The 18,404-nt window shown below is 31.0% G+C and carries 14 protein-coding genes; 12 read left to right on the top strand and 2 right to left on the bottom strand.

Translation table 11 applies throughout. The features are described 5' to 3' along the window. Window positions 1–1,920, bottom strand: a complete 1,920-nt coding sequence (locus tag CX675_RS03415; protein WP_130733813.1) for a DUF294 nucleotidyltransferase-like domain-containing protein — start codon at window positions 1,918–1,920, stop codon at window positions 1–3. Window positions 1,921–2,158: 238 nt separating this feature from the next. Here CX675_RS03415 and kduI point away from each other — a divergent pair, with 238 nt between their 5' ends. The 10 genes from kduI to CX675_RS03365 are packed head-to-tail and all read left to right on the top strand — an operon-like array spanning window position 2,159 to window position 12,395. Further along, on the top strand, window positions 2,159–2,995 hold the full coding sequence (kduI, locus tag CX675_RS03410; RefSeq protein WP_130733812.1) for a 5-dehydro-4-deoxy-D-glucuronate isomerase: 837 nt from the start codon (window positions 2,159–2,161) through the stop codon (window positions 2,993–2,995). Between the two features lies 1 nt (window position 2,996). Then, on the top strand, window positions 2,997–3,782 hold the full coding sequence (locus CX675_RS03405; protein ID WP_130733811.1) for a gluconate 5-dehydrogenase: 786 nt from the start codon (window positions 2,997–2,999) through the stop codon (window positions 3,780–3,782). Between the two features lie 10 nt (window positions 3,783–3,792). Next, complete coding sequence (gene uxaC, locus CX675_RS03400; protein WP_130733810.1) at window positions 3,793–5,193, top strand: glucuronate isomerase; 1,401 nt, start codon at window positions 3,793–3,795, stop codon at window positions 5,191–5,193. Window positions 5,194–5,197: 4 nt separating this feature from the next. Then, window positions 5,198–5,551, top strand: a complete 354-nt coding sequence (locus tag CX675_RS03395; protein WP_130733809.1) for a cupin domain-containing protein — start codon at window positions 5,198–5,200, stop codon at window positions 5,549–5,551. Then, the gene (locus CX675_RS03390; RefSeq protein WP_130733808.1) at window positions 5,548–6,570 is read left to right on the top strand and encodes a sugar kinase; all 1,023 of its coding nucleotides are present in this window, start codon (window positions 5,548–5,550) and stop codon (window positions 6,568–6,570) included. Before CX675_RS03395 ends, CX675_RS03390 begins: the two co-directional genes overlap by 4 nt. 20 nt (window positions 6,571–6,590) lie before the next feature. Continuing rightward, window positions 6,591–7,109, top strand: coding sequence for a LacI family DNA-binding transcriptional regulator (locus CX675_RS03385; protein WP_130733807.1), 519 nt, complete (start codon window positions 6,591–6,593; stop codon window positions 7,107–7,109). A 2-nt stretch (window positions 7,110–7,111) separates the two neighbouring features. Next, a complete protein-coding gene (locus tag CX675_RS03380; RefSeq protein WP_130733806.1) occupies window positions 7,112–7,780 on the top strand; it encodes a bifunctional 4-hydroxy-2-oxoglutarate aldolase/2-dehydro-3-deoxy-phosphogluconate aldolase in 669 nt (222 codons plus the stop codon). Between the two features lie 39 nt (window positions 7,781–7,819). Then, window positions 7,820–9,268, top strand: a complete 1,449-nt coding sequence (locus CX675_RS03375) for an MFS transporter (RefSeq protein ID WP_130733805.1) — start codon at window positions 7,820–7,822, stop codon at window positions 9,266–9,268. 45 nt (window positions 9,269–9,313) lie between these two features. After that, window positions 9,314–10,777: a tagaturonate reductase gene (locus CX675_RS03370; RefSeq protein ID WP_130733804.1), complete on the top strand. Its 1,464-nt coding sequence runs from the start codon at window positions 9,314–9,316 to the stop codon at window positions 10,775–10,777. A 10-nt stretch (window positions 10,778–10,787) separates the two neighbouring features. Then, window positions 10,788–12,395, top strand: coding sequence for a UxaA family hydrolase (locus CX675_RS03365; protein ID WP_130733803.1), 1,608 nt, complete (start codon window positions 10,788–10,790; stop codon window positions 12,393–12,395). Between the two features lie 37 nt (window positions 12,396–12,432). On the opposite strand, the gene CX675_RS03360 is transcribed toward CX675_RS03365, so the two are convergent. Beyond that, window positions 12,433–13,449 (bottom strand): LacI family DNA-binding transcriptional regulator, encoded by a 1,017-nt coding sequence (locus CX675_RS03360; protein ID WP_130733802.1) that lies wholly within the window; start codon window positions 13,447–13,449, stop codon window positions 12,433–12,435. A gap of 264 nt (window positions 13,450–13,713) precedes the next feature. Between CX675_RS03360 and CX675_RS03355 the strand changes: the two genes are divergently transcribed. Continuing rightward, window positions 13,714–15,171 carry a glycoside hydrolase family 28 protein gene (locus CX675_RS03355; RefSeq protein WP_130733801.1) on the top strand — a complete coding sequence of 486 codons (1,458 nt, stop codon included), beginning with the start codon at window positions 13,714–13,716 and terminating at the stop codon, window positions 15,169–15,171. A gap of 13 nt (window positions 15,172–15,184) precedes the next feature. Further along, complete coding sequence (locus CX675_RS03350) at window positions 15,185–18,403, top strand: TonB-dependent receptor (protein WP_240723581.1); 3,219 nt, start codon at window positions 15,185–15,187, stop codon at window positions 18,401–18,403. The last annotated feature ends 1 nt before the right edge of the window (window position 18,404 follow it).

Genomic DNA, 18,404 nt, shown 5'->3' with positions numbered 1-18,404 from the left:
TTAGGTAAAATAAGTTAATTTAAAACGGTTTTTGATTATTTCTTGTACATCATTAATAGGTTGAAAATCATTTTTAAGTTTTACTTTATCTAATTTTGTTAATTCTTTTAAATTCAAATACCTACCATCAGAAGCATGTGCTAAACCTTCTTCAGTTCTAAACTTTAATAACTCCAAAAAAGCTTCTTCACAAGATTTATATACAATCTCATTTTGAGGTTCAATTTCCGCTAATTTTGCAAAACGCAACGCTGTATTATTTATATTTCGTATGCCTACACTTAAAATTAAAATTCGAGCAGCATCAACAAGTGGAAGCAATGCTCTTGATTTAATGTCAAAGGTATCTTTATGTTCTCCGTCATTTTCAACTAAAAATTGTCTAAAAAAGCCTAATGGAGCAGGGTTTTCTAAAGCATTAGCTCCTAAATATGCATAAAATAATTGATTGTCATGGGTTTCTTTTAGAATCGTATCGGTTATAGCATGCATTAAATTTTCATCTCCATAAACTAAATCATAATCAAAAAAAATGGTACACATTAAAATTCCTTTTTCTCCTGGTGAATGAATCCAACTATAAAACTGACTTTGCCATTCGCTCACCGATTTGCACCACATTGGATTACTAGCCATCATATTTGCTGGGCAAAATTCATATCCAATCTTATTTAGTTTTTTGGTAACAATATCGGCTAAATTCAAAAAATAATTTTTTACTTCATCATAACGTTCATCACTAACTTCTTCAAAAATCAAAGCGTTATCTTGATCTGTAAATAATAATTGCTCTTTCCTACCTTGACTACCTACATTTAACCAAGTAAAACGAGTAGGAGGTGAAATACCTATTTTTTCAACGGCTTGTTCAATAGCTCTTTTAGTAATGGCAATGTTAATTTCACCTACAATCGAACAAATATGATAAATAGGGATATCTTTATCTATTGAATGCTGAATTAAATCGGTTACTTTGTCTCTTATATTTTTTAAATCGGTCGTATTTTGTGCTCTTCGGGTTTGCCTTAGTAAAACTCCAGGATTGTTTGCCTGTGCCACTACAATGTCATGCTCGGAAATTATTCCTTTAATCTCTGAAAGATTGGTTCCATCTTTGGTAACGCATAAATGACCTACATTGTGTTTTAACATCATCATTTGCGCCTCTACAACCGAAATATTTTCAGCCACAGTAATAACTGGAGATGACATTATTTTTTCTATCGTAGTATCAATAGGATAAAGACCCGTTGCTATTTTTGATCGTAAATCTTTATCGGTTAAGATACCAACAGGTAATCTGTTTTCATGAATAATAATACTTCCAATTTTTTTACTAGACATCGTTTGTGCTACGTGTCTTACAATATCTAATGTAGAAGCAGTTACTGGATTCTTAGTGTAATGAATAGGCTGATAATACTGAATTTCATTTGAAGAATCATCATAAATTACATTTTCTGAAAGTAATTTCCCTTTATTATTTTTATCCAATGGATTTCTAGTATTTGACGCAAAACTTTGCAATAAAAACTCTAAAACTTTAGTGTTTTTAATCACAATTGGTTTGAAAACATCGATTGGAATGGCGTATACAATAGACTCTTCACGAGCTTTAGCATTCATTAAATAGTTATCCTTTGCAAAAAAGGGACGCAAACCTATAACATCACCTTCATCACATTTATCTATTAAAACATCATCAGAATCTGAGGTAATACTCAATCCAATAGCACCAGAAGCAACCACATAAAAAAAATCATGTGTATTATCATTTACCTTAAATAAATAATCATTTTTTTCTAAATATAAAACTGAAATATTTTGAGCTATCTCTAATAAATTATCTTCATCAATACTTTTAAAAGGATGAAATTTCTTTAGAAAATCATGTATTCTTTCTGCTATTGCATTTTTCATAAACTAAGTCTCAATTGAACAATTAAATATAGGCATTTTTATGTAACTTATTATTTCTAATATAATATTTTTATAGAATCAATTCTTTACAGTTAATTAGAGTAGCAGTTGATTTAAATGATAAAAAATGAGATTATATTTTATAGTATCTGTTAAAAAATGAGATTATTTTTTCAAAAAATTATTTTTTTAAGAAAAATATATTACTTTTACGTAATCGATTACGAAAAAAAATTAAATGATTACAACAGATTTTAGATACGCAGCACATCCAGTAGATGCTAGGAAATATGATACTGATGAAATAAGAAGACATTTTTTAATTGAAAATTTATTTCTCCCTGATGAAATTCGATTAACATACTCCATGTATGATCGGTATATTGTAGGAGGGATAATGCCAGTCACTAAAAGCCTACAATTGAAGACCATTCCTTATTTAAAATCAGAAAATTTTTTGGATAGAAGAGAAGTAGGAATTATTAATGTTGGAGGAAAAGGAAAAATAAGTGTGGATGGAAAAGAATATGAATTAAATAAAAAAGAAGCTTTATATATTGGGTCTGGAGCAGTCTCTGTTTTGTTTGCTAGTATGGAAGAAAAACCAGCTTTATTTTACATTAATTCTGCACCAGCTCATAAACATTTTCCAACTAAAAAGGTTACCAAAGAAAATGCTGAAATTGTGCATTTAGGTGAAGAAAAATATGCTAATAAAAGAATCATAAATAAACTAATCGTAAACAGCGTGGTAGAAACCTGTCAAGTTCAAATGGGATTAACAGAGCTATTAACAGGTAATGTTTGGAACACAATGCCAGCACATACGCACAATAGAAGGATGGAGGCTTATTTTTATTTTGATTTGGAAGAAGGACAAACAATAGCTCACTTTATGGGTGAACCTGAACATACAAGACACATATTCTTACAAAATAATCAAGCTGTCTTATCTCCAGAGTGGTCGATACATTCGGGTTCTGGAACGTCTAACTATTCCTTTATTTGGGGAATGGCAGGTGAAAATTTAGACTACGGAGATATGGATATTGTAGCACCTAATCAACTAAAATAAGATGAAATTATTTGATCTAACTGGAAAAAGAGCCTTAATAACTGGTGGTACTCATGGATTAGGTATGGCTATGGCGGAAGGTTTAGCTAATGCAGGTGCTGAGTTAGTGATTACTGGAACAACCTCTTCTAAAATGGAAGAAGCTTTAAATCATTATAAAAGCAAAGGATATATTGCATCAGGCTATTTATTTGATGTTACCAATGAGTTGGATGCAGCTAAATACCTTTCTATTATAGCTAAAGAATTAGGCGACATACATATTTTAGTTAATAATGCTGGAATAATAAAAAGAGAATTAGCGGTTACTATGCCAGTTTCCGATTTCAGGAAAGTAATTGATGTAGATTTAGTTGGGCCTTTTATAATGTCTCAATTAGTCGTTAAACAAATGATTCAACGAAAAGAAGGAAAAATTATCAATATCTGTTCTATGATGAGTGAATTAGGTCGTAATACGGTTTCTGCTTATGCTGCAGCAAAAGGAGGGTTAAAAATGCTTACGCAAAATTTAGCTACCGAATGGGCAAAATATAACATCCAAGTCAATGGAATTGGACCAGGTTATTTTGCCACTTCACAAACAGAACCTATTCGTGTAGACGGACATCCCTTTAATGATTTTATTATTAACAGAACTCCAGCTGCACGATGGGGAAATCCTGAAGATTTAGCTGGAACTATTGTTTTTTTAGCTTCAAAAGCTAGTGACTTTGTAAATGGTCAAATTGTATATGTAGATGGTGGCATTTTAGCAACTATCGGTAAACCTTCAAACGAAGAATAATTTTATAAAAATGAATACTAAATTTATACACGATAATTTTCTATTAGAAAATAAATATGCAGAAGAGTTATATCATAACTACTCTAAAAACCAACCTATTATTGACTATCATAATCATTTATCTCCTCAATTAATTGCTGAAGATCATATTTTTGAAAATATAACTAAAGTTTGGATTAATGGTGATCATTATAAGTGGAGAGCCATGCGTACATTAGGAATTAATGAACAATTTATAACAGGTAATGCTACCGATAGAGAGAAGTTTCAACAATGGGGAAAAACCGTTCCATATACTATGCGAAATCCTTTGTATCATTGGACACATTTAGAGTTAGCACGCTATTTTGACATCTACCAATTATTAAATGAGAGAACAGCAAATCAAATCTATGATGAAGCAACCGAAAAAATAAAAACTAATGCTTTTAGTACCCAAAATTTATTACGCAAAGTAAATGCAGAGTTTGTTTGTACTACAGAAGATCCAATTGATAATTTAAATTACCATAGACAATTAGCAAAAAGTAATTTTGAAATAAAAGTGAGTACTGCCTTTAGACCTGATAAAGCTATTTTAATATCAAATGAAGGTTATAATGATTACTTAGATACTTTGGCTACTGTTTCAGGAATAGAAATTAATTCGTACACTAATTTATGTGAAGCGCTTCTAAAAAGAATGCATTATTTTAATGAAAACGGCTGTAAACTTTCTGATCACGGCTTAGAGCATATCTATTTTGAAAATTTTACAGAAACTGAGATTGATTCTATTTTCAAAAGAAAGCGTCAAAACGGTGTTTTAAATCAGGAAGAAATTTTAAAATTTCAAAGTGCTATTTTATTGTTTTTATCAGAATCTTATTATGAATTAGGCTGGGTGCAACAATTTCATTTAGGAGCTTTACGAAATAATAACACACGCATGCATCGCATTTTAGGGCCAGATACAGGCTGGGATTCCATTGGGGATTATGCACAAGCTCAAAAATTATCGGCCTTTTTAAATGCTTTAGATAGTAATGATAAATTGACAAAAACAATTATTTATAATTTGAATCCATCTGATAATGAAGTAATGGCAACAATGATTGGTAATTTTAATGATGGAAGTATAAAAGGGAAAGTGCAATTTGGATCGGGATGGTGGTTTTTAGATCAAAAAGATGGAATGACTAAACAATTGAATGCCTTATCCAACATGGGGTTAATTAGTTGTTTTGTAGGTATGTTAACCGACTCTAGAAGCTTTTTATCTTTCCCAAGACATGAATATTTTAGAAGAATTTTATGTAACCTTTTAGGAGATGAAATTCAAAGAGGTGAATTGCCAAATGAAATGGAGTGGATTGGTAAAATGGTAGCCGATATTAGTTATCATAATGCCAAAGAATATTTTAATTTTTAAAAGCATGTCAAGTACAACACTATTTTTTAATGATGATAGTATCAGTTGGGAATATGTAACCGATAAAATACAAAGAAAAATAATGGGTTTTGATGAAAATATGATGATGCTAAAAGTTCAATTTGAAACAGGTGGCATTGGTACAATACATTCGCATCCTCATATACAAACGACTTATATTACGGAAGGTGTGTTTGAGGTTATTATAGCCAATGAAACGAAAACATTACAAGGTGGCGATTCTTTTTTTATTCCATCCAATGTTATGCACGGTGTGATTTGTAAAGAAGCAGGAATTTTAATTGATGTTTTTCACCCTATGAGAAACGATTTTATTACTAATGAAAAAAAGAAATGAATAAGGTAGTTAGTTTTGGAGAAATTATGTTGCGTTTGTCTACTGAAAGACATTTGCGATTCAGCCAATCGAAAAGCTTTGCTGCATCTTATGGTGGTGGTGAATTTAATGTTGCTGTTTCGTTAGCGAATTATGGTATTGAGGCAGAATTTGTAACTCGCATTCCAGACAATGAAATAGGACATTGTGCCTTAAAAGAAATGCGTAAAATGAATGTTACTTCTGAAAATGTTCTTTTTGGTGGTGATCGATTAGGTATTTATTTTTTAGAAACAGGAGCGGGAAATAGAGGCAGTAATGTCGTTTATGATAGAGCTAATAGTGCAATTGCAACCATACAACCTGGAACTTTTGATTGGGAAAAAATTCTAACGGGAAAAACATGGTTTCATTGGAGTGGTATTACTCCTGCAATTTCACAAAATGCCGCTGATGAATGTTTGTTAGCTATTAAAACGGCTCATAAATTAGGACTAACTATTTCTTGTGATTTAAACTATCGCTCTAAATTATGGAAATATGGTAAAACTCCAGCTGATATTATGCCTGAATTACTTCAATATTGTCATGTTATTTTAGGAGATATAGACACAGCTTATTTTATGTTGGGAAAAGAAAAAGTAGCTCCAAACTATGCAGATGAAAATACATTACCTAGTTTATATGAAAAGCTTTTTGATCATTGTACAAATTTAAAAATTGCAGCGACCACCTTACGTTATTCCATTAACGCATCTCATCAAAAAATTGGAGGTATTTTATATGATGGGGAAAAAATTTATAAAGCAGCAGTTAAAGAAGTTACACCAGTTGTCGATAGAGTAGGTACAGGTGATGCCTTTATGGGAGGATTAATTTATGGATTATTGAATCCATCCTTTGAGAATCAAAAAACATTAGAATTTGCGGTTGCAGCTTGCTGTTTAAAACATACAATTGTGGGCGATTATAATTTAGCTACTTTAGAAGAAATAGAGCATATTATTGAAGGAGATGGTTCCGCAAAAGTATCTCGTTAAATAGCTTTAAATTTAAAAAGATGATTACATTAAAGAAAATATCACATTTAACAGGTTTTTCAATTTCAACGGTTTCTAAAGCCTTGAATGATAAAGATGATATCAATCACGATACCAAAAAAATAATTCAAGATTATGCTTGTAAAATCAATTATAAGCCTAATAAAAATGCTCTAGCGCTTCGAGGTTGTAAATCTTATATTGTAGCGGTTATTGTACCTAAAATAAATGACTCAATTTATAGTGATATTCTTTGTGAATTAGAATTAAGTGCTTCAAAATTCGGATATCGAATTATGTTATTTCAATCTTTCGAAGAAATTAATAAAGTGACCGAATATTTGTACGATGTAAATGATGGAAGTGTGGATGCGGCAATCGTTTTTTCAGCATTTGACGAAAAAATTATCCGTTATAAACATGCTCCCAATAAAAATATTCCAGTAGCGTGTATACAAATTCAAAAAGAAGAAAGGAATAGCGTGTCTAAAACCTATTGTTTATCCATTTTCGAAAATTTATTAAAAAATATAAAATAGTTATGGCTCAATTTACTCGTATTGAAGTATTTCAGAAAATGAAAGAAACGGGCTTAGTACCATTGTACTATAACGCAGACATTGAAATTTGTAAAAAAGTAGTAAAAGCTTGCTATGATGGTGGTGCGCGCTTATTTGAATTTACTTCAAGAGGTGATTTTGCACATCATGTTTTTACAGAATTAATACAATATACTACAAAAGAATTACCAGGAATGATTTTAGGTGTAGGCTCAGTAACGGATGCAGCAGCAGCATCTTTATATATGTTATTGGGAGCAAATTTTATTGTAACTCCTGTTTTAAGAGAAGATATTGCAATCGTTTGTAACCGAAGAAAAGTTTTATGGTCTCCAGGTTGTGGATCTTTAACAGAAATAGCCAAAGCAGAAGAACTAGGCTGTGAAATTGTAAAACTATTTCCAGGTGATATCTACGGTCCCAATTTTGTTAAAAGTGCTTTGGCACCCCAACCATGGACAGCTATTATGCCTACTGGAGGTGTTTCTCCAAATGAAGAAAACTTAACCAGTTGGTTTCAAGCTGGTGTTACTTGTGTGGGAATAGGTTCTCAATTAATTTCAAATGAAATTATTAATAATCAAGACTATACAATACTTACCAATCAAGTAAAAAATACTTTGGCAATCATTCAAAAAATAAGAAAATAATACTATCAATTAAAAACATAGAGCTAAATACAAAATATTATGAGTGAAATAACTCCAAAAAAGACAACCCATTTTAGATGGACCATTTGTGGACTTCTATTTTTTGCAACTACGATAAATTACTTGGATAGACAAGTACTTTCTTTAACTTGGAAAGATAGCATCGCTCCAGAGTTTCATTGGACAAATAACGACTACGGAAACATAACTGCATTATTTTCAATATTTTATGCTATATCCTTGTTGTTTGCTGGTCGTTTTGTGGATCTTATGGATACCAAAAAAGGATTTTTATGGGCAATAGGTGTTTGGTCTGTAGGAGCTTGTTTACATGCTTTTGCAGGTATAGCAACCTCAGGATACATTACAGGAAGTTGGTTTGTTGGTTTTCAAGAAGCTAAAGATAGTATTGCAACCATTAATGATACAGGATTAGTAATATCAGTAAGTGTTACTTTATTCATTTTTTCTCGATTTGTTCTTGCTCTAGGTGAAGCGGGTAATTTTCCTGCTGCCATTAAAACAACAGCTGAATATTTTCCTAAAAAAGACAGGGCTTTTTCTACTAGTATTTTTAATGCTGGAGCAACTGTTGGGGCTTTATTAGCTCCAGCGACTATTCCGTTTATTGCAAAAGCTTACGGCTGGGAAATGGCTTTTATAATTATTGGGGCTTTAGGATTTGTTTGGATGGGATTTTGGATATTTATTTACGAGAAACCTGAAAAACATCGGCGAGTTAGTGCAGCTGAATTAGCATATATACAACAAGATACCATTTCCGATAGTAAAATAGAAGGATATGTTCCGGAATCTTCTAAAAAACCATCTTTACTAGAATGTTTTAAATACAAACAAACTTGGGCATTTGCTTTTGGAAAATTTATGACCGATGGTGTTTGGTGGTTTTTCTTATTTTGGACGCCAGCATATTTAAGTTCAGTATATCAAATGGATTCCACTGAAGCTGCATTTCCACTATTTATTTTATACACGATTACGTTAGTTTCAATTGTAGGAGGTTGGTTACCAACCTATTTTGTAGATAAAAAAGGAATGAATCCTTACGAAGGAAGAATGAAAGCCATGCTAATTTTTGCTTTTTTTCCACTATTAGCATTGGTAGCACAACCTTTAGGACATTATACCTATTGGATTCCTGTCATTATAATTGGTATTGCTGGAGCAGCGCATCAAGCATGGTCCGCCAATATTTTTACAACTGTAGGCGATATGTTCCCTAAAAAAGCCATCGCAACTGTAACTGGAATTGGAGGTCTAGCAGGTGGATTAGGTTCTACATTAATCAATAAAGGATCAGGAGTATTATTTGATTTTAGCGAAAACACAAACATGGTATTCCTTGGATTTAAAGGAATCGAAGCTGGATATTTCATTATTTTTTCTATCTGTGCAGTATGTTATCTAATTGGTTGGATGGTAATGAAAACTTTGGTTCCGAAATACAGTCCGATAACTGATTTATAAATGAACCTATAATTACTTTATAAATAAAAAGTAAATTTTAAAGAAATGGAAAATACAATAAAACAAAAATTAAATAGAGCAAGCATACAAGAACCAATTTCTTTTCCTATCAAAGTGGTACAGTTTGGTGAAGGTAATTTTTTAAGAGCCTTTGTAGATTATGCTTTTCAAAGATTGAATACGGAACTCGAATTTAATGCTGGTATTGCAGTGGTACAGCCCCTTGCAGGTGGTTTAGTACATATGCTAAATGATCAAGATGGATTATATACTTTATTCATGAATGGCGTGAAGAAAGGAGAAAAAATTCAAGATATAACTTTAATTAAAAATGTAATAAAAGGGATCAATCCTTACACCGAATTTAAGAGTTTTATAGCTTTAGCCAAAGAAGAAGAGTTGCAATTTATAATTTCAAATACTACTGAAGCAGGAATCGAATTTGTAGATAGCGATTTATCAACTATGCAACCTCCGGCTTCTTTCCCTGCAAAATTAGCCATTTTATTGCACGAAAGATTTCAACATTTCAAAGGTGATTTTAGCAAAGGAGTAACCATTATACCTTGTGAATTAATAAATTATAATGCAGCTACTTTAAAGAATATTTTATTGCAGTATTGTGATTTATGGAATTTGGATAACGCATTCAAAACATGGTTATTAGAAGCTTGTACTTATCACAATACTTTAGTTGACAGAATCGTTCCGGGTTATCCAAAAAATGAAATAGAAGAATACAATAATAAACTAGATTATTCCGATAATTTAATTGTTACAGCAGAACCTTTCTTTCTTTGGGTAATTGAAGGAGATGAAGCTTTAAAACAAAAGTTACCATTTCATAAAACCGATTTGAATGTGAAAATTGTGGAGGATATGCAAGAGTTTAGAACCTTAAAAGTTCGTATACTAAATGGAGCCCATACAGCCATGGTACCTTTCTCTATTTTATATGGAAATGAAACAGTAAGAGAAACAGTAGACGGTACATTTACAGGAAACTTTGTTAATGAAGTAATCGGTGAAATTAACACTACGCTTGACATGAATCCTACTGAAATTGCAAATTATGCAGAAGAGGTAATGGATCGTTTTAGAAATCCATTTATCATCCATAAATTATCAGATATTGCCTTAAATACGGTTTCAAAATTTAAAGTAAGAGTGTTGCCAAGTCTATTAACATATGTTACCAATAATCAAGAACTACCTTTACATCTCACTTTTTCATTGGCTTGTTTAATCCAATTCTATAAGGGCGATTGGAACGGAAAAGCTTTGCCAATTAATGATAACGCTGAAATCATATCCTTTTTTAGCACACTTTGGGATACTAATGACTTACCTAAAATTGTTCATGCTACTTTAGAAAATGAAGATTTTTGGGAATATAATTTACTAGAAGTAAAAGGATTAGCAGAAGCTGTTTTGTCAGCTCTAACCGAAATTGAAACCAATGGAATTGAAATTGGCTTTCAAAATTTTAAAATGAAATTCAATTCTTAAGAAGGTAATCATGCAAAAGCAATTAATTAAAGTACATCCTTCTGACAATGTTATTGTTGCCCTTGTCGATTTAAATGAGGGTGAAAAAGTAACTTTTGAAGGTACTACAATTACAATTACAAAATCAGTGAAAGCAAAACATAAAATTGCGTCACAAGATTTTGAAAAAGGGGATAGAATTATTATGTATGGTGTTTTAGTGGGTAAAGCCAATACTCCAATTAAAAAAGGTGAAGTCTTAACTACGATTAATGTTACGCATCAAAGTGAAAAAGTATTCGGAAAAACAGGTTCCATTTCTTGGATTGCTCCAAATATTGAGAAATGGAAAGATAAAACCTTTCTAGGATATCATCGTGAAGATGGACAAGTAGGAACAGAAAACGTTTGGTTGTTTTTTCCTTTGGTTTTTTGTGAAAATAGAAATATTGAAATTTTAAAAGAAGTATTCGAAAAAGAACTTTTAAAACATAAAGTTAATAAACATCAGATGTTGTTGCGTTCTTTAGTAAATAGTGGTGCATCTGCTGACGAAGAAACGATTACTGAGAATGTTTTTGAAAATATTGATGTTAAATTTATTACACATCAAGGCGGGTGTGGAGGCATAAGACAAGATTCTGAATTATTAGCCAAATTATTAGCAGGTTATGTAAATAATCCTAATGTTGCTGGTGCTACAGTATTGAGCTTAGGTTGTCAAAATTTGCAAATTGAAATTTTTAAACAAGCGTTACAAATCATTAATCCTAACTCTAAGAAACCTATTATTATTTATGAACAACAAAAAATGGGTACCGTTGATGAAATGTTATCAGCTATAATTAAAGATTCATTTGAAGCTATTAAGGAAGCCAATAAAATAGAAAGAAAATCAGCGCCTTTATCTAAACTAAGAGTTGGTTTAGAATGTGGTGGTTCTGATGGTTTTTCAGGTATTTCCGCTAATCCAACTTTAGGTCATGTTTCCGATTTATTAGCAGCTTTAGGTGGCACAGCTATCTTATCTGAATTTCCTGAATTATGTGGTGTCGAACAAGAACTGGTAAACCGTTGTGTAAAAGTGGAAAAAGGAGAAAAATTTCTAAAATTAATGAAAGCTTTTGAAAAATCAGTTGTAGATGCTGGTTCTGGTTTTGATATGAACCCTTCACCTGGAAATATAAAAGATGGTTTAATTACTGATGCAATGAAATCAGCAGGAGCAGCTAAAAAAGGAGGAACTTCTCCCGTTTGCGATGTTTTAGACTATGGAGAATATGTTACCACAGCAGGATTAAATTTATTAAATACACCAGGAAATGATGTAGAAAGTACAACAGCTATGGTGGGTTCTGGTGCTACTTTAGTTTTGTTCACTACAGGTTTAGGAACACCAACTGGCAACCCTATTGCACCTATAATTAAAGTTTCATCCAACTCAGAATTAGCACAAAAAATGCCCGATATTATAGATATAGATACTGGTGCCATTATTAGAGGAGAAAAGACTATTGAAGAAATGGGAGAGGAAATGCTCCATTTTATTATTGATGTAGCCAGTGGAAAAACAATTACAAAAGCTAAACTTTTAAATCAGAATGATTTTATTCCTTGGAAAAGAGGAGTTTCACTATAAATTATTAAAGCCGTTTAACAAATTAAACGGCTTTTTTTTATGCATTACTACTAGTTGATTTTCTAATAATTAACTCAGGTTCTAAAATAACTTTCTTTTCAATTTTTACTTTTTCTGTATTATTTATTTGTTCTAAAAAGACTTTGGCAGTCATTTTACCCATTTCTCTTGGAAACTGATCTATCGTACTAATAGATAGTTCCATAAATTTGGTAAAAGGTTCATTACTAAAGCCAATAACAGAGAAATCTTCTGGTATTTTAATCTCTTTTTCTTTTAATTGTTGAATTGCACCTAAAGCAGCAAAATCACTCGCTGAAAATAAAGCATCAGGTGGATTTTTCATAGAAAGTAATTTTTTAATCGCTTTTTTCCCATCTTCTAAATTACTTTCTGTACGAACTACATAATTTGGTTCGTAATCGATATTGTTATCTAACAATGCTTGTTTATAACCTAAAAACCGATCCTTGAAAATTTCGATATTGGTATCACCCGAAAAATGAGCAATTTTAGTTCTACCTGTGTCAATTAAGTGTTGTGTCGCTTTATAACCTCCATTAAAATCATTAATTGTAACTGAACTAACATTGCTTAATGATTTTTTTCTATCAAAAAATACTAAAGGAACATCTTTTTTTAAAATACGCTCAAATATAGAGTTTTTACTACTAGAAGTAGAAATGAGAATGCCATCTACTTGTGCGTTTAATAATGCTTCAATATTATCGACTTCTTTCACTTCATTACCATCGGTTTGGCAAATAATGATATGATAGCCATGTGGATTGAGTTCTTGTTCAATTCCTCTAATAACAGAACCAAAAAAATTACTATCTACACGAGGTACAATAACACCAACGTTATTGCTTTTCCCACTTTTAAGTGCAAGTGCTAATTTATTTTGTTCATAATTCATTTTCTGAGCAGTTTTTAAAACAAGCTCTTTTGTCGCTTCACTTACATCATTTTGATTATTAAGTGCTCTCGATACAGTTGCTGCAGTTATATTTAATTTTTTAGCAATATCGTAAATGGTGGTCTTTTTCTTCATCTATGTTTAATGCGCTTTAACTAGAGTTAATTTAAAAATAGCAATTTTTATAAAGGTTAAAGAAACACAAAAATAACCATATTATTACATATAGCAATTATTTTTTAATCTATCAATATGATAATTATTTTATACAATTATTATACATTGAACAATTATTTTCTGTTTTTTTTATTTTTTATGAAATTTTACTTGTTTAGTAATTGTCTTTTATTTATTTTCGTAATCGATTACGGTAAAATATTTTTAATTAATTATATAAAAATGAAATTTTCATTTACCCAACAAAAACTAATCTGTCTGATTCTTTTTATTTTTATAATAGAATCTTGCAATCATAAAAAAGAAAGTACTCCTGTACTTAAAGAAAAAAAACATACAGATATTTTAAATGATATTTTGAAGAATGTTACAGAACCTCAATTTAAATCAGATGTTTTTAATGTAGTCGATTTTGGTGCAATAGCAGATGGAAAAACTTTGAATACTAATGCAATTGAAAAAGCAATTCAAAAATGTTCGAGGAATGGTGGAGGAGTTGTTTTAATACCAAATGGTAAATTCTTAACTGGAGCAATTCACTTAGAAAGTAATGTTAATTTACATTTGGAAGACAACGCAGAAGTTTTGTTTTCAACAAATCCTGATGATTATTATCCTCTAGTACATACTTCTTTTGAAGGGATTGAGCTTCTTAATTATTCGCCTTTAATTTATGCCTATCAAAAAAACAATATCGCCATAACGGGTAAAGGAACTTTTAATGGTCAAGCCAATGAAACTAATTGGTGGCCTTGGAAAGGTAGTACTTCAGAAGGATATTCTTATGGATATATTGATGGGCAACCGTCTCAAAAAGACAGTTTAAATTTACCCACATTAATGCACATGGGGCAAAATGAAGTGGGTTTAGATCAAAGAATATTTGGTAAAGGTCATTATTTGCGTCCTAACTTTATTGAACCTTTTGAATGTACTAATGTTTTAATTAAAGATGTTACCATTATAAATGCTCCTTTTTGGATTATTCATCCCATAAAATGTAATTCAGTAATTGTTGACCATGTTGCTATTACGAGTCACGGACCAAACAATGATGGTTGCGATCCTGAATATTCTAAAAATGTTATTATCAAAAATTGCACTTTTAATACAGGTGACGATTGTATTGCAATCAAGGCTGGTAGAGATGCAGAAGGAAGAAGAGTAGGCATTAAAAGTGAAAATATAGTAGTCCAAAATTGTAAAATGATTGATGGGCATGGTGGTGTTGTAATTGGTAGTGAAATGTCTGCAGGTATTCAAAATGTATTTGTGCAAAATTGTACTATGGATAGCCCTAACTTAGAAAGAGCTATCCGTATTAAAACTAATACCAGAAGAGGTGGTATAGTCGATGGCGTTTATGTTAAAAATTTGAAAGTTGGAGAAGTGAAAGAAGCACTCTTAAAAATAAATTTAAAATATAGTATTTACGAAAACCAACAAGGGAATTTTATTCCAAAAGTGAAAAATATTTTTTTAGAAGATGTAACGGTTAAAAATTCAGGAAAATATGTAATTCTAGCTGATGGTTTAGAAAACTCAATAATTGAAAATATACATTTTAAAAAGGTATCGGTTGATACTGTTCAAAATGATTTTTCATTAAAAAATGTAAGTAATATAACGTTTATAGACACCTATATAAACAAAAGAAAAATAACCAACAACCCTAATTAAACTAAATTTTATTATGAAGATGAAAATTTTATTAACCAATAGGCAACTCTATTTAATTGCGTTGTTCTTATCCTTATTCTTATCTCAAAATGGATTTGCTCAAAATGGAAAAATTAAAATTACTGGAGAAGTAATAGATAATTCAGACAAACTGCCTATTCCAGGTGTTAATATTTATGAAAAAGGAACAAAAAATGGTCAATCTACAAACTTTGATGGTGTTTTTGTTATAGAAGTAAGTAACCCAAATGCAACACTTGTATTTAGTTACATAGGTTATGAAACAAAAGAAGTACAAGTAAATGGTCAAAGTAAACTAACAGTTAACCTTGTTCAAGATACAAAAAAATTAGATGAAGTTATTGTTATTGGTTATGGTACATCTAAAAAAGCAGATTTAACAGGTTCTGTTGCTTCTGTGTCAAGTGAAGAAATACTTAAAAGACCAGTAACCAATGTAGCTGAAGCTTTAACCGGTCAAATAGCTGGAGTAAAAATTTCTGCAACAGAAGGCGCACCAGATGCTGAAATCAATATTAGAGTTCGTGGTGGTGGTTCTTTATCACAAGATGCTTCTCCATTGTATATTGTTGATGGATTTCCTGTTACAAGTATAAGTGATATTTCTCCATCAAATATTGAAAATATAACTGTATTAAAAGATGCTTCATCTACAGCTATTTATGGTTCAAGAGGGGCTTATGGTGTAATATTAATTACCACAAAATCAGGAACGAAAGGAGATAAAATTGAAGTTACCTATAATACGTTTACTGGTTTTAATAAAATACGTAAAACGCTTGATATAAATAATTCGAGAGATTATGTGAATTGGCAATATGAATACGCTTTATTAAGCAATGATCTTACTTCTTTTGAAGATTATTTAGGACCATGGTCAAATATTAGTCAATATAATAATACCCCAACAACTAATTGGCAAGATAATATTTTTGGAAGAACAGGAATTGTACAAAATCATGATTTAGGAATTCGTGGCGGTTCTGAAAAAATAAATTATAATTTCAATTACACGCATTATAATTTAAAAGGAATTATGATTGGTTCTGATTATAAAAGAGACAATCTAGCCCTTCGATTAAAAAGTAAACCAAATGATGATATCAATTTAACGTATACTGTTCGTTATTCAGATACTGAAATTAATGGAGGTGGAGCAAATGAACAAAACGAAAAATCTACCGCAGATTCACGTATGAAACATTTTATAGGCTATGCTCCATTTGAAATAGAAGGTGTAACTAGTAGTAGTACAGATGAAGACTTAGCCAGTAACTTAGTAAATCCATATGTTACTGTTGCAGATAACAATAGACGTCAATTGAGAAGAAACTTCAACATGCTTGGAGGCATTTCATGGAACATTACTGATAAAATTCAATTAGCAACAGATTTTGGTTTAGATTATTATAAATTTTCAGATTATCGTTTTTATGGAAAAAGCACCTATTATGTAAATAATGCTCCCGCAGTTGAAGATCAAGGTATGCCAGCTTTAATTTTCAGTAATAGAGAAGATAAAAGATTTAGAAACGCCACAACTTTAAATTATGATTTCAAAGAATCTTTAGGAAAAGATCATAGCTTAAAAGTATTATTAGGTGCGGAAACAATTAACTTTAAATCCAATACTTTAACTAATACCATTCATGCATATCCTGAGTTTTTTACATTTGAAAATGCAATCAATTTAACGACACAAGGTGTTCCATTTTCAACTGAAAATTACAACTTACCAGAAGACAAACTATTATCTTTTTTTGGTAGAATTAATTATGATTTTAAAAACAGATATTTATTAACTGCTACTTATAGAGCCGATGGTTCTAGCAAATTCTTAGGTAAAAATAGATGGGGATATTTCCCTTCTGTTGCTGCCGCTTGGAAAATCTCAGAAGAAAATTTCTTAAAAGAATATGACTGGTTAAATCTGTTAAAAGTAAGAATTAGTTATGGTAAAGCTGGTAACAACAATATTCCTGTGGGGCAAACCATTCAACCATTTCAATCTTCGGTTACATCTTGGATAAATAATGTAAATAGCTATTGGGCAGCATCAAATGTTTTGGCAAACCCAGACTTAAAATGGGAAACGACTACTACACAAAATTTAGGAGTAGATTATGAAATTTTTAATGGAAGAATTAGTGGTACTTTTGATACATACAAAAACTTAACTAATGATTTATTAATTAATTTCCCAATTCCTGGAACAGGGTATAATACGCAATACAGAAATATGGGTGAAATTCAAAACAAAGGTATTGAAGCCTCATTAAATGTAGATGCTATTAAAAAAGACAAATTTAATTTAAGTTTTGCATTTAATATTAGCCTTAATAAAAACAATATCAATTCTTTAGGAGATTTAGATAATTTCGGAGCACCTTCAAGATGGGCTTCTACAGCTATAAATAATGATTTTCTTGTAAATGTAGGACAACCTTTAGGCTTAATGTTTGGTTACCAAAGTGATGGTCGTTATGAGGTGTCTGATTTTGACTATGCTGGAGGAACTTATACGCTAAAAAGTGGCGTAGCCGATGCTTCTTCAGTGATTGGAACTACTGTAGTACCAGGTTCAATGAAGCTAAAAGATGTTAATGGTGATGGTGTTGTAAATTTAGATGATAGAACTGTCATAGGAAATGCAAATCCAAAACATACAGGTGGTATCGTTATTAATGCTAATTATTCTAACTTTGATTTTTCAGCGGGTTTCAATTGGAGCTATGGAAACGATATTTATAATGCTACTAAAATTGAACATTCTACTGCAACACCTAATGGGGGACAATTTAGAAATTTATTAACGACAATGGCTGAAGGAACACGATGGACAAATATTGATCCTGCAACTGGAAGTTTAGTTACTGATCCTACTCAATTAGCTGCCTTAAATGCCAACACTACCATGTGGTCGCCATTTTCTAATTATGTTTTCTCTGATTGGGCAGTTGAAGACGGTTCTTTCTTAAGATTAAATACAATAACTTTAGGATATAGCTTACCTCAAGATATGTTGAAAAATATTGGTATATCAAAATTAAGATTATATAGTACAGTAAGTAATGTATTTGTATGGACAAAATATTCAGGTTTTGATCCAGAAGTATCTACAAGAAGGCAAACTCCTTATACTCCTGGAGTAGATTATTCACCATATCCAAAAAGCAGACAACTTCTGTTAGGATTAAACTTAATTTTTTAAT

The sequence above is a fragment of the Flavobacterium sp. J27 genome, from assembly GCF_004303025.1.
In the GTDB taxonomy this organism is placed as follows: domain Bacteria; phylum Bacteroidota; class Bacteroidia; order Flavobacteriales; family Flavobacteriaceae; genus Flavobacterium.
Note: the sequence above shows the minus strand (reverse complement) of the source record. Positions and strands in the feature narration are given on the sequence as shown.

Excerpts from the sequence above, each read along its gene's own strand:
- CX675_RS03415 (WP_130733813.1), bottom strand. The coding sequence starts at position 1,920 with ATGAAAAATGCAATAGCAGAAAGAATACATGATTTTCTAAAGAAATTT.
- kduI (WP_130733812.1), top strand. The coding sequence starts at position 2,159 with ATGATTACAACAGATTTTAGATACGCAGCACATCCAGTAGATGCTAGG.
- CX675_RS03405 (WP_130733811.1), top strand. The coding sequence starts at position 2,997 with ATGAAATTATTTGATCTAACTGGAAAAAGAGCCTTAATAACTGGTGGT.
- uxaC (WP_130733810.1), top strand. The coding sequence starts at position 3,793 with ATGAATACTAAATTTATACACGATAATTTTCTATTAGAAAATAAATAT.
- CX675_RS03395 (WP_130733809.1), top strand. The coding sequence starts at position 5,198 with ATGTCAAGTACAACACTATTTTTTAATGATGATAGTATCAGTTGGGAA.
- CX675_RS03390 (WP_130733808.1), top strand. The coding sequence starts at position 5,548 with ATGAATAAGGTAGTTAGTTTTGGAGAAATTATGTTGCGTTTGTCTACT.
- CX675_RS03385 (WP_130733807.1), top strand. The coding sequence starts at position 6,591 with ATGATTACATTAAAGAAAATATCACATTTAACAGGTTTTTCAATTTCA.
- CX675_RS03380 (WP_130733806.1), top strand. The coding sequence starts at position 7,112 with ATGGCTCAATTTACTCGTATTGAAGTATTTCAGAAAATGAAAGAAACG.
- CX675_RS03375 (WP_130733805.1), top strand. The coding sequence starts at position 7,820 with ATGAGTGAAATAACTCCAAAAAAGACAACCCATTTTAGATGGACCATT.
- CX675_RS03370 (WP_130733804.1), top strand. The coding sequence starts at position 9,314 with ATGGAAAATACAATAAAACAAAAATTAAATAGAGCAAGCATACAAGAA.
- CX675_RS03365 (WP_130733803.1), top strand. The coding sequence starts at position 10,788 with ATGCAAAAGCAATTAATTAAAGTACATCCTTCTGACAATGTTATTGTT.
- CX675_RS03360 (WP_130733802.1), bottom strand. The coding sequence starts at position 13,449 with ATGAAGAAAAAGACCACCATTTACGATATTGCTAAAAAATTAAATATA.
- CX675_RS03355 (WP_130733801.1), top strand. The coding sequence starts at position 13,714 with ATGAAATTTTCATTTACCCAACAAAAACTAATCTGTCTGATTCTTTTT.
- CX675_RS03350 (WP_240723581.1), top strand. The coding sequence starts at position 15,185 with ATGAAGATGAAAATTTTATTAACCAATAGGCAACTCTATTTAATTGCG.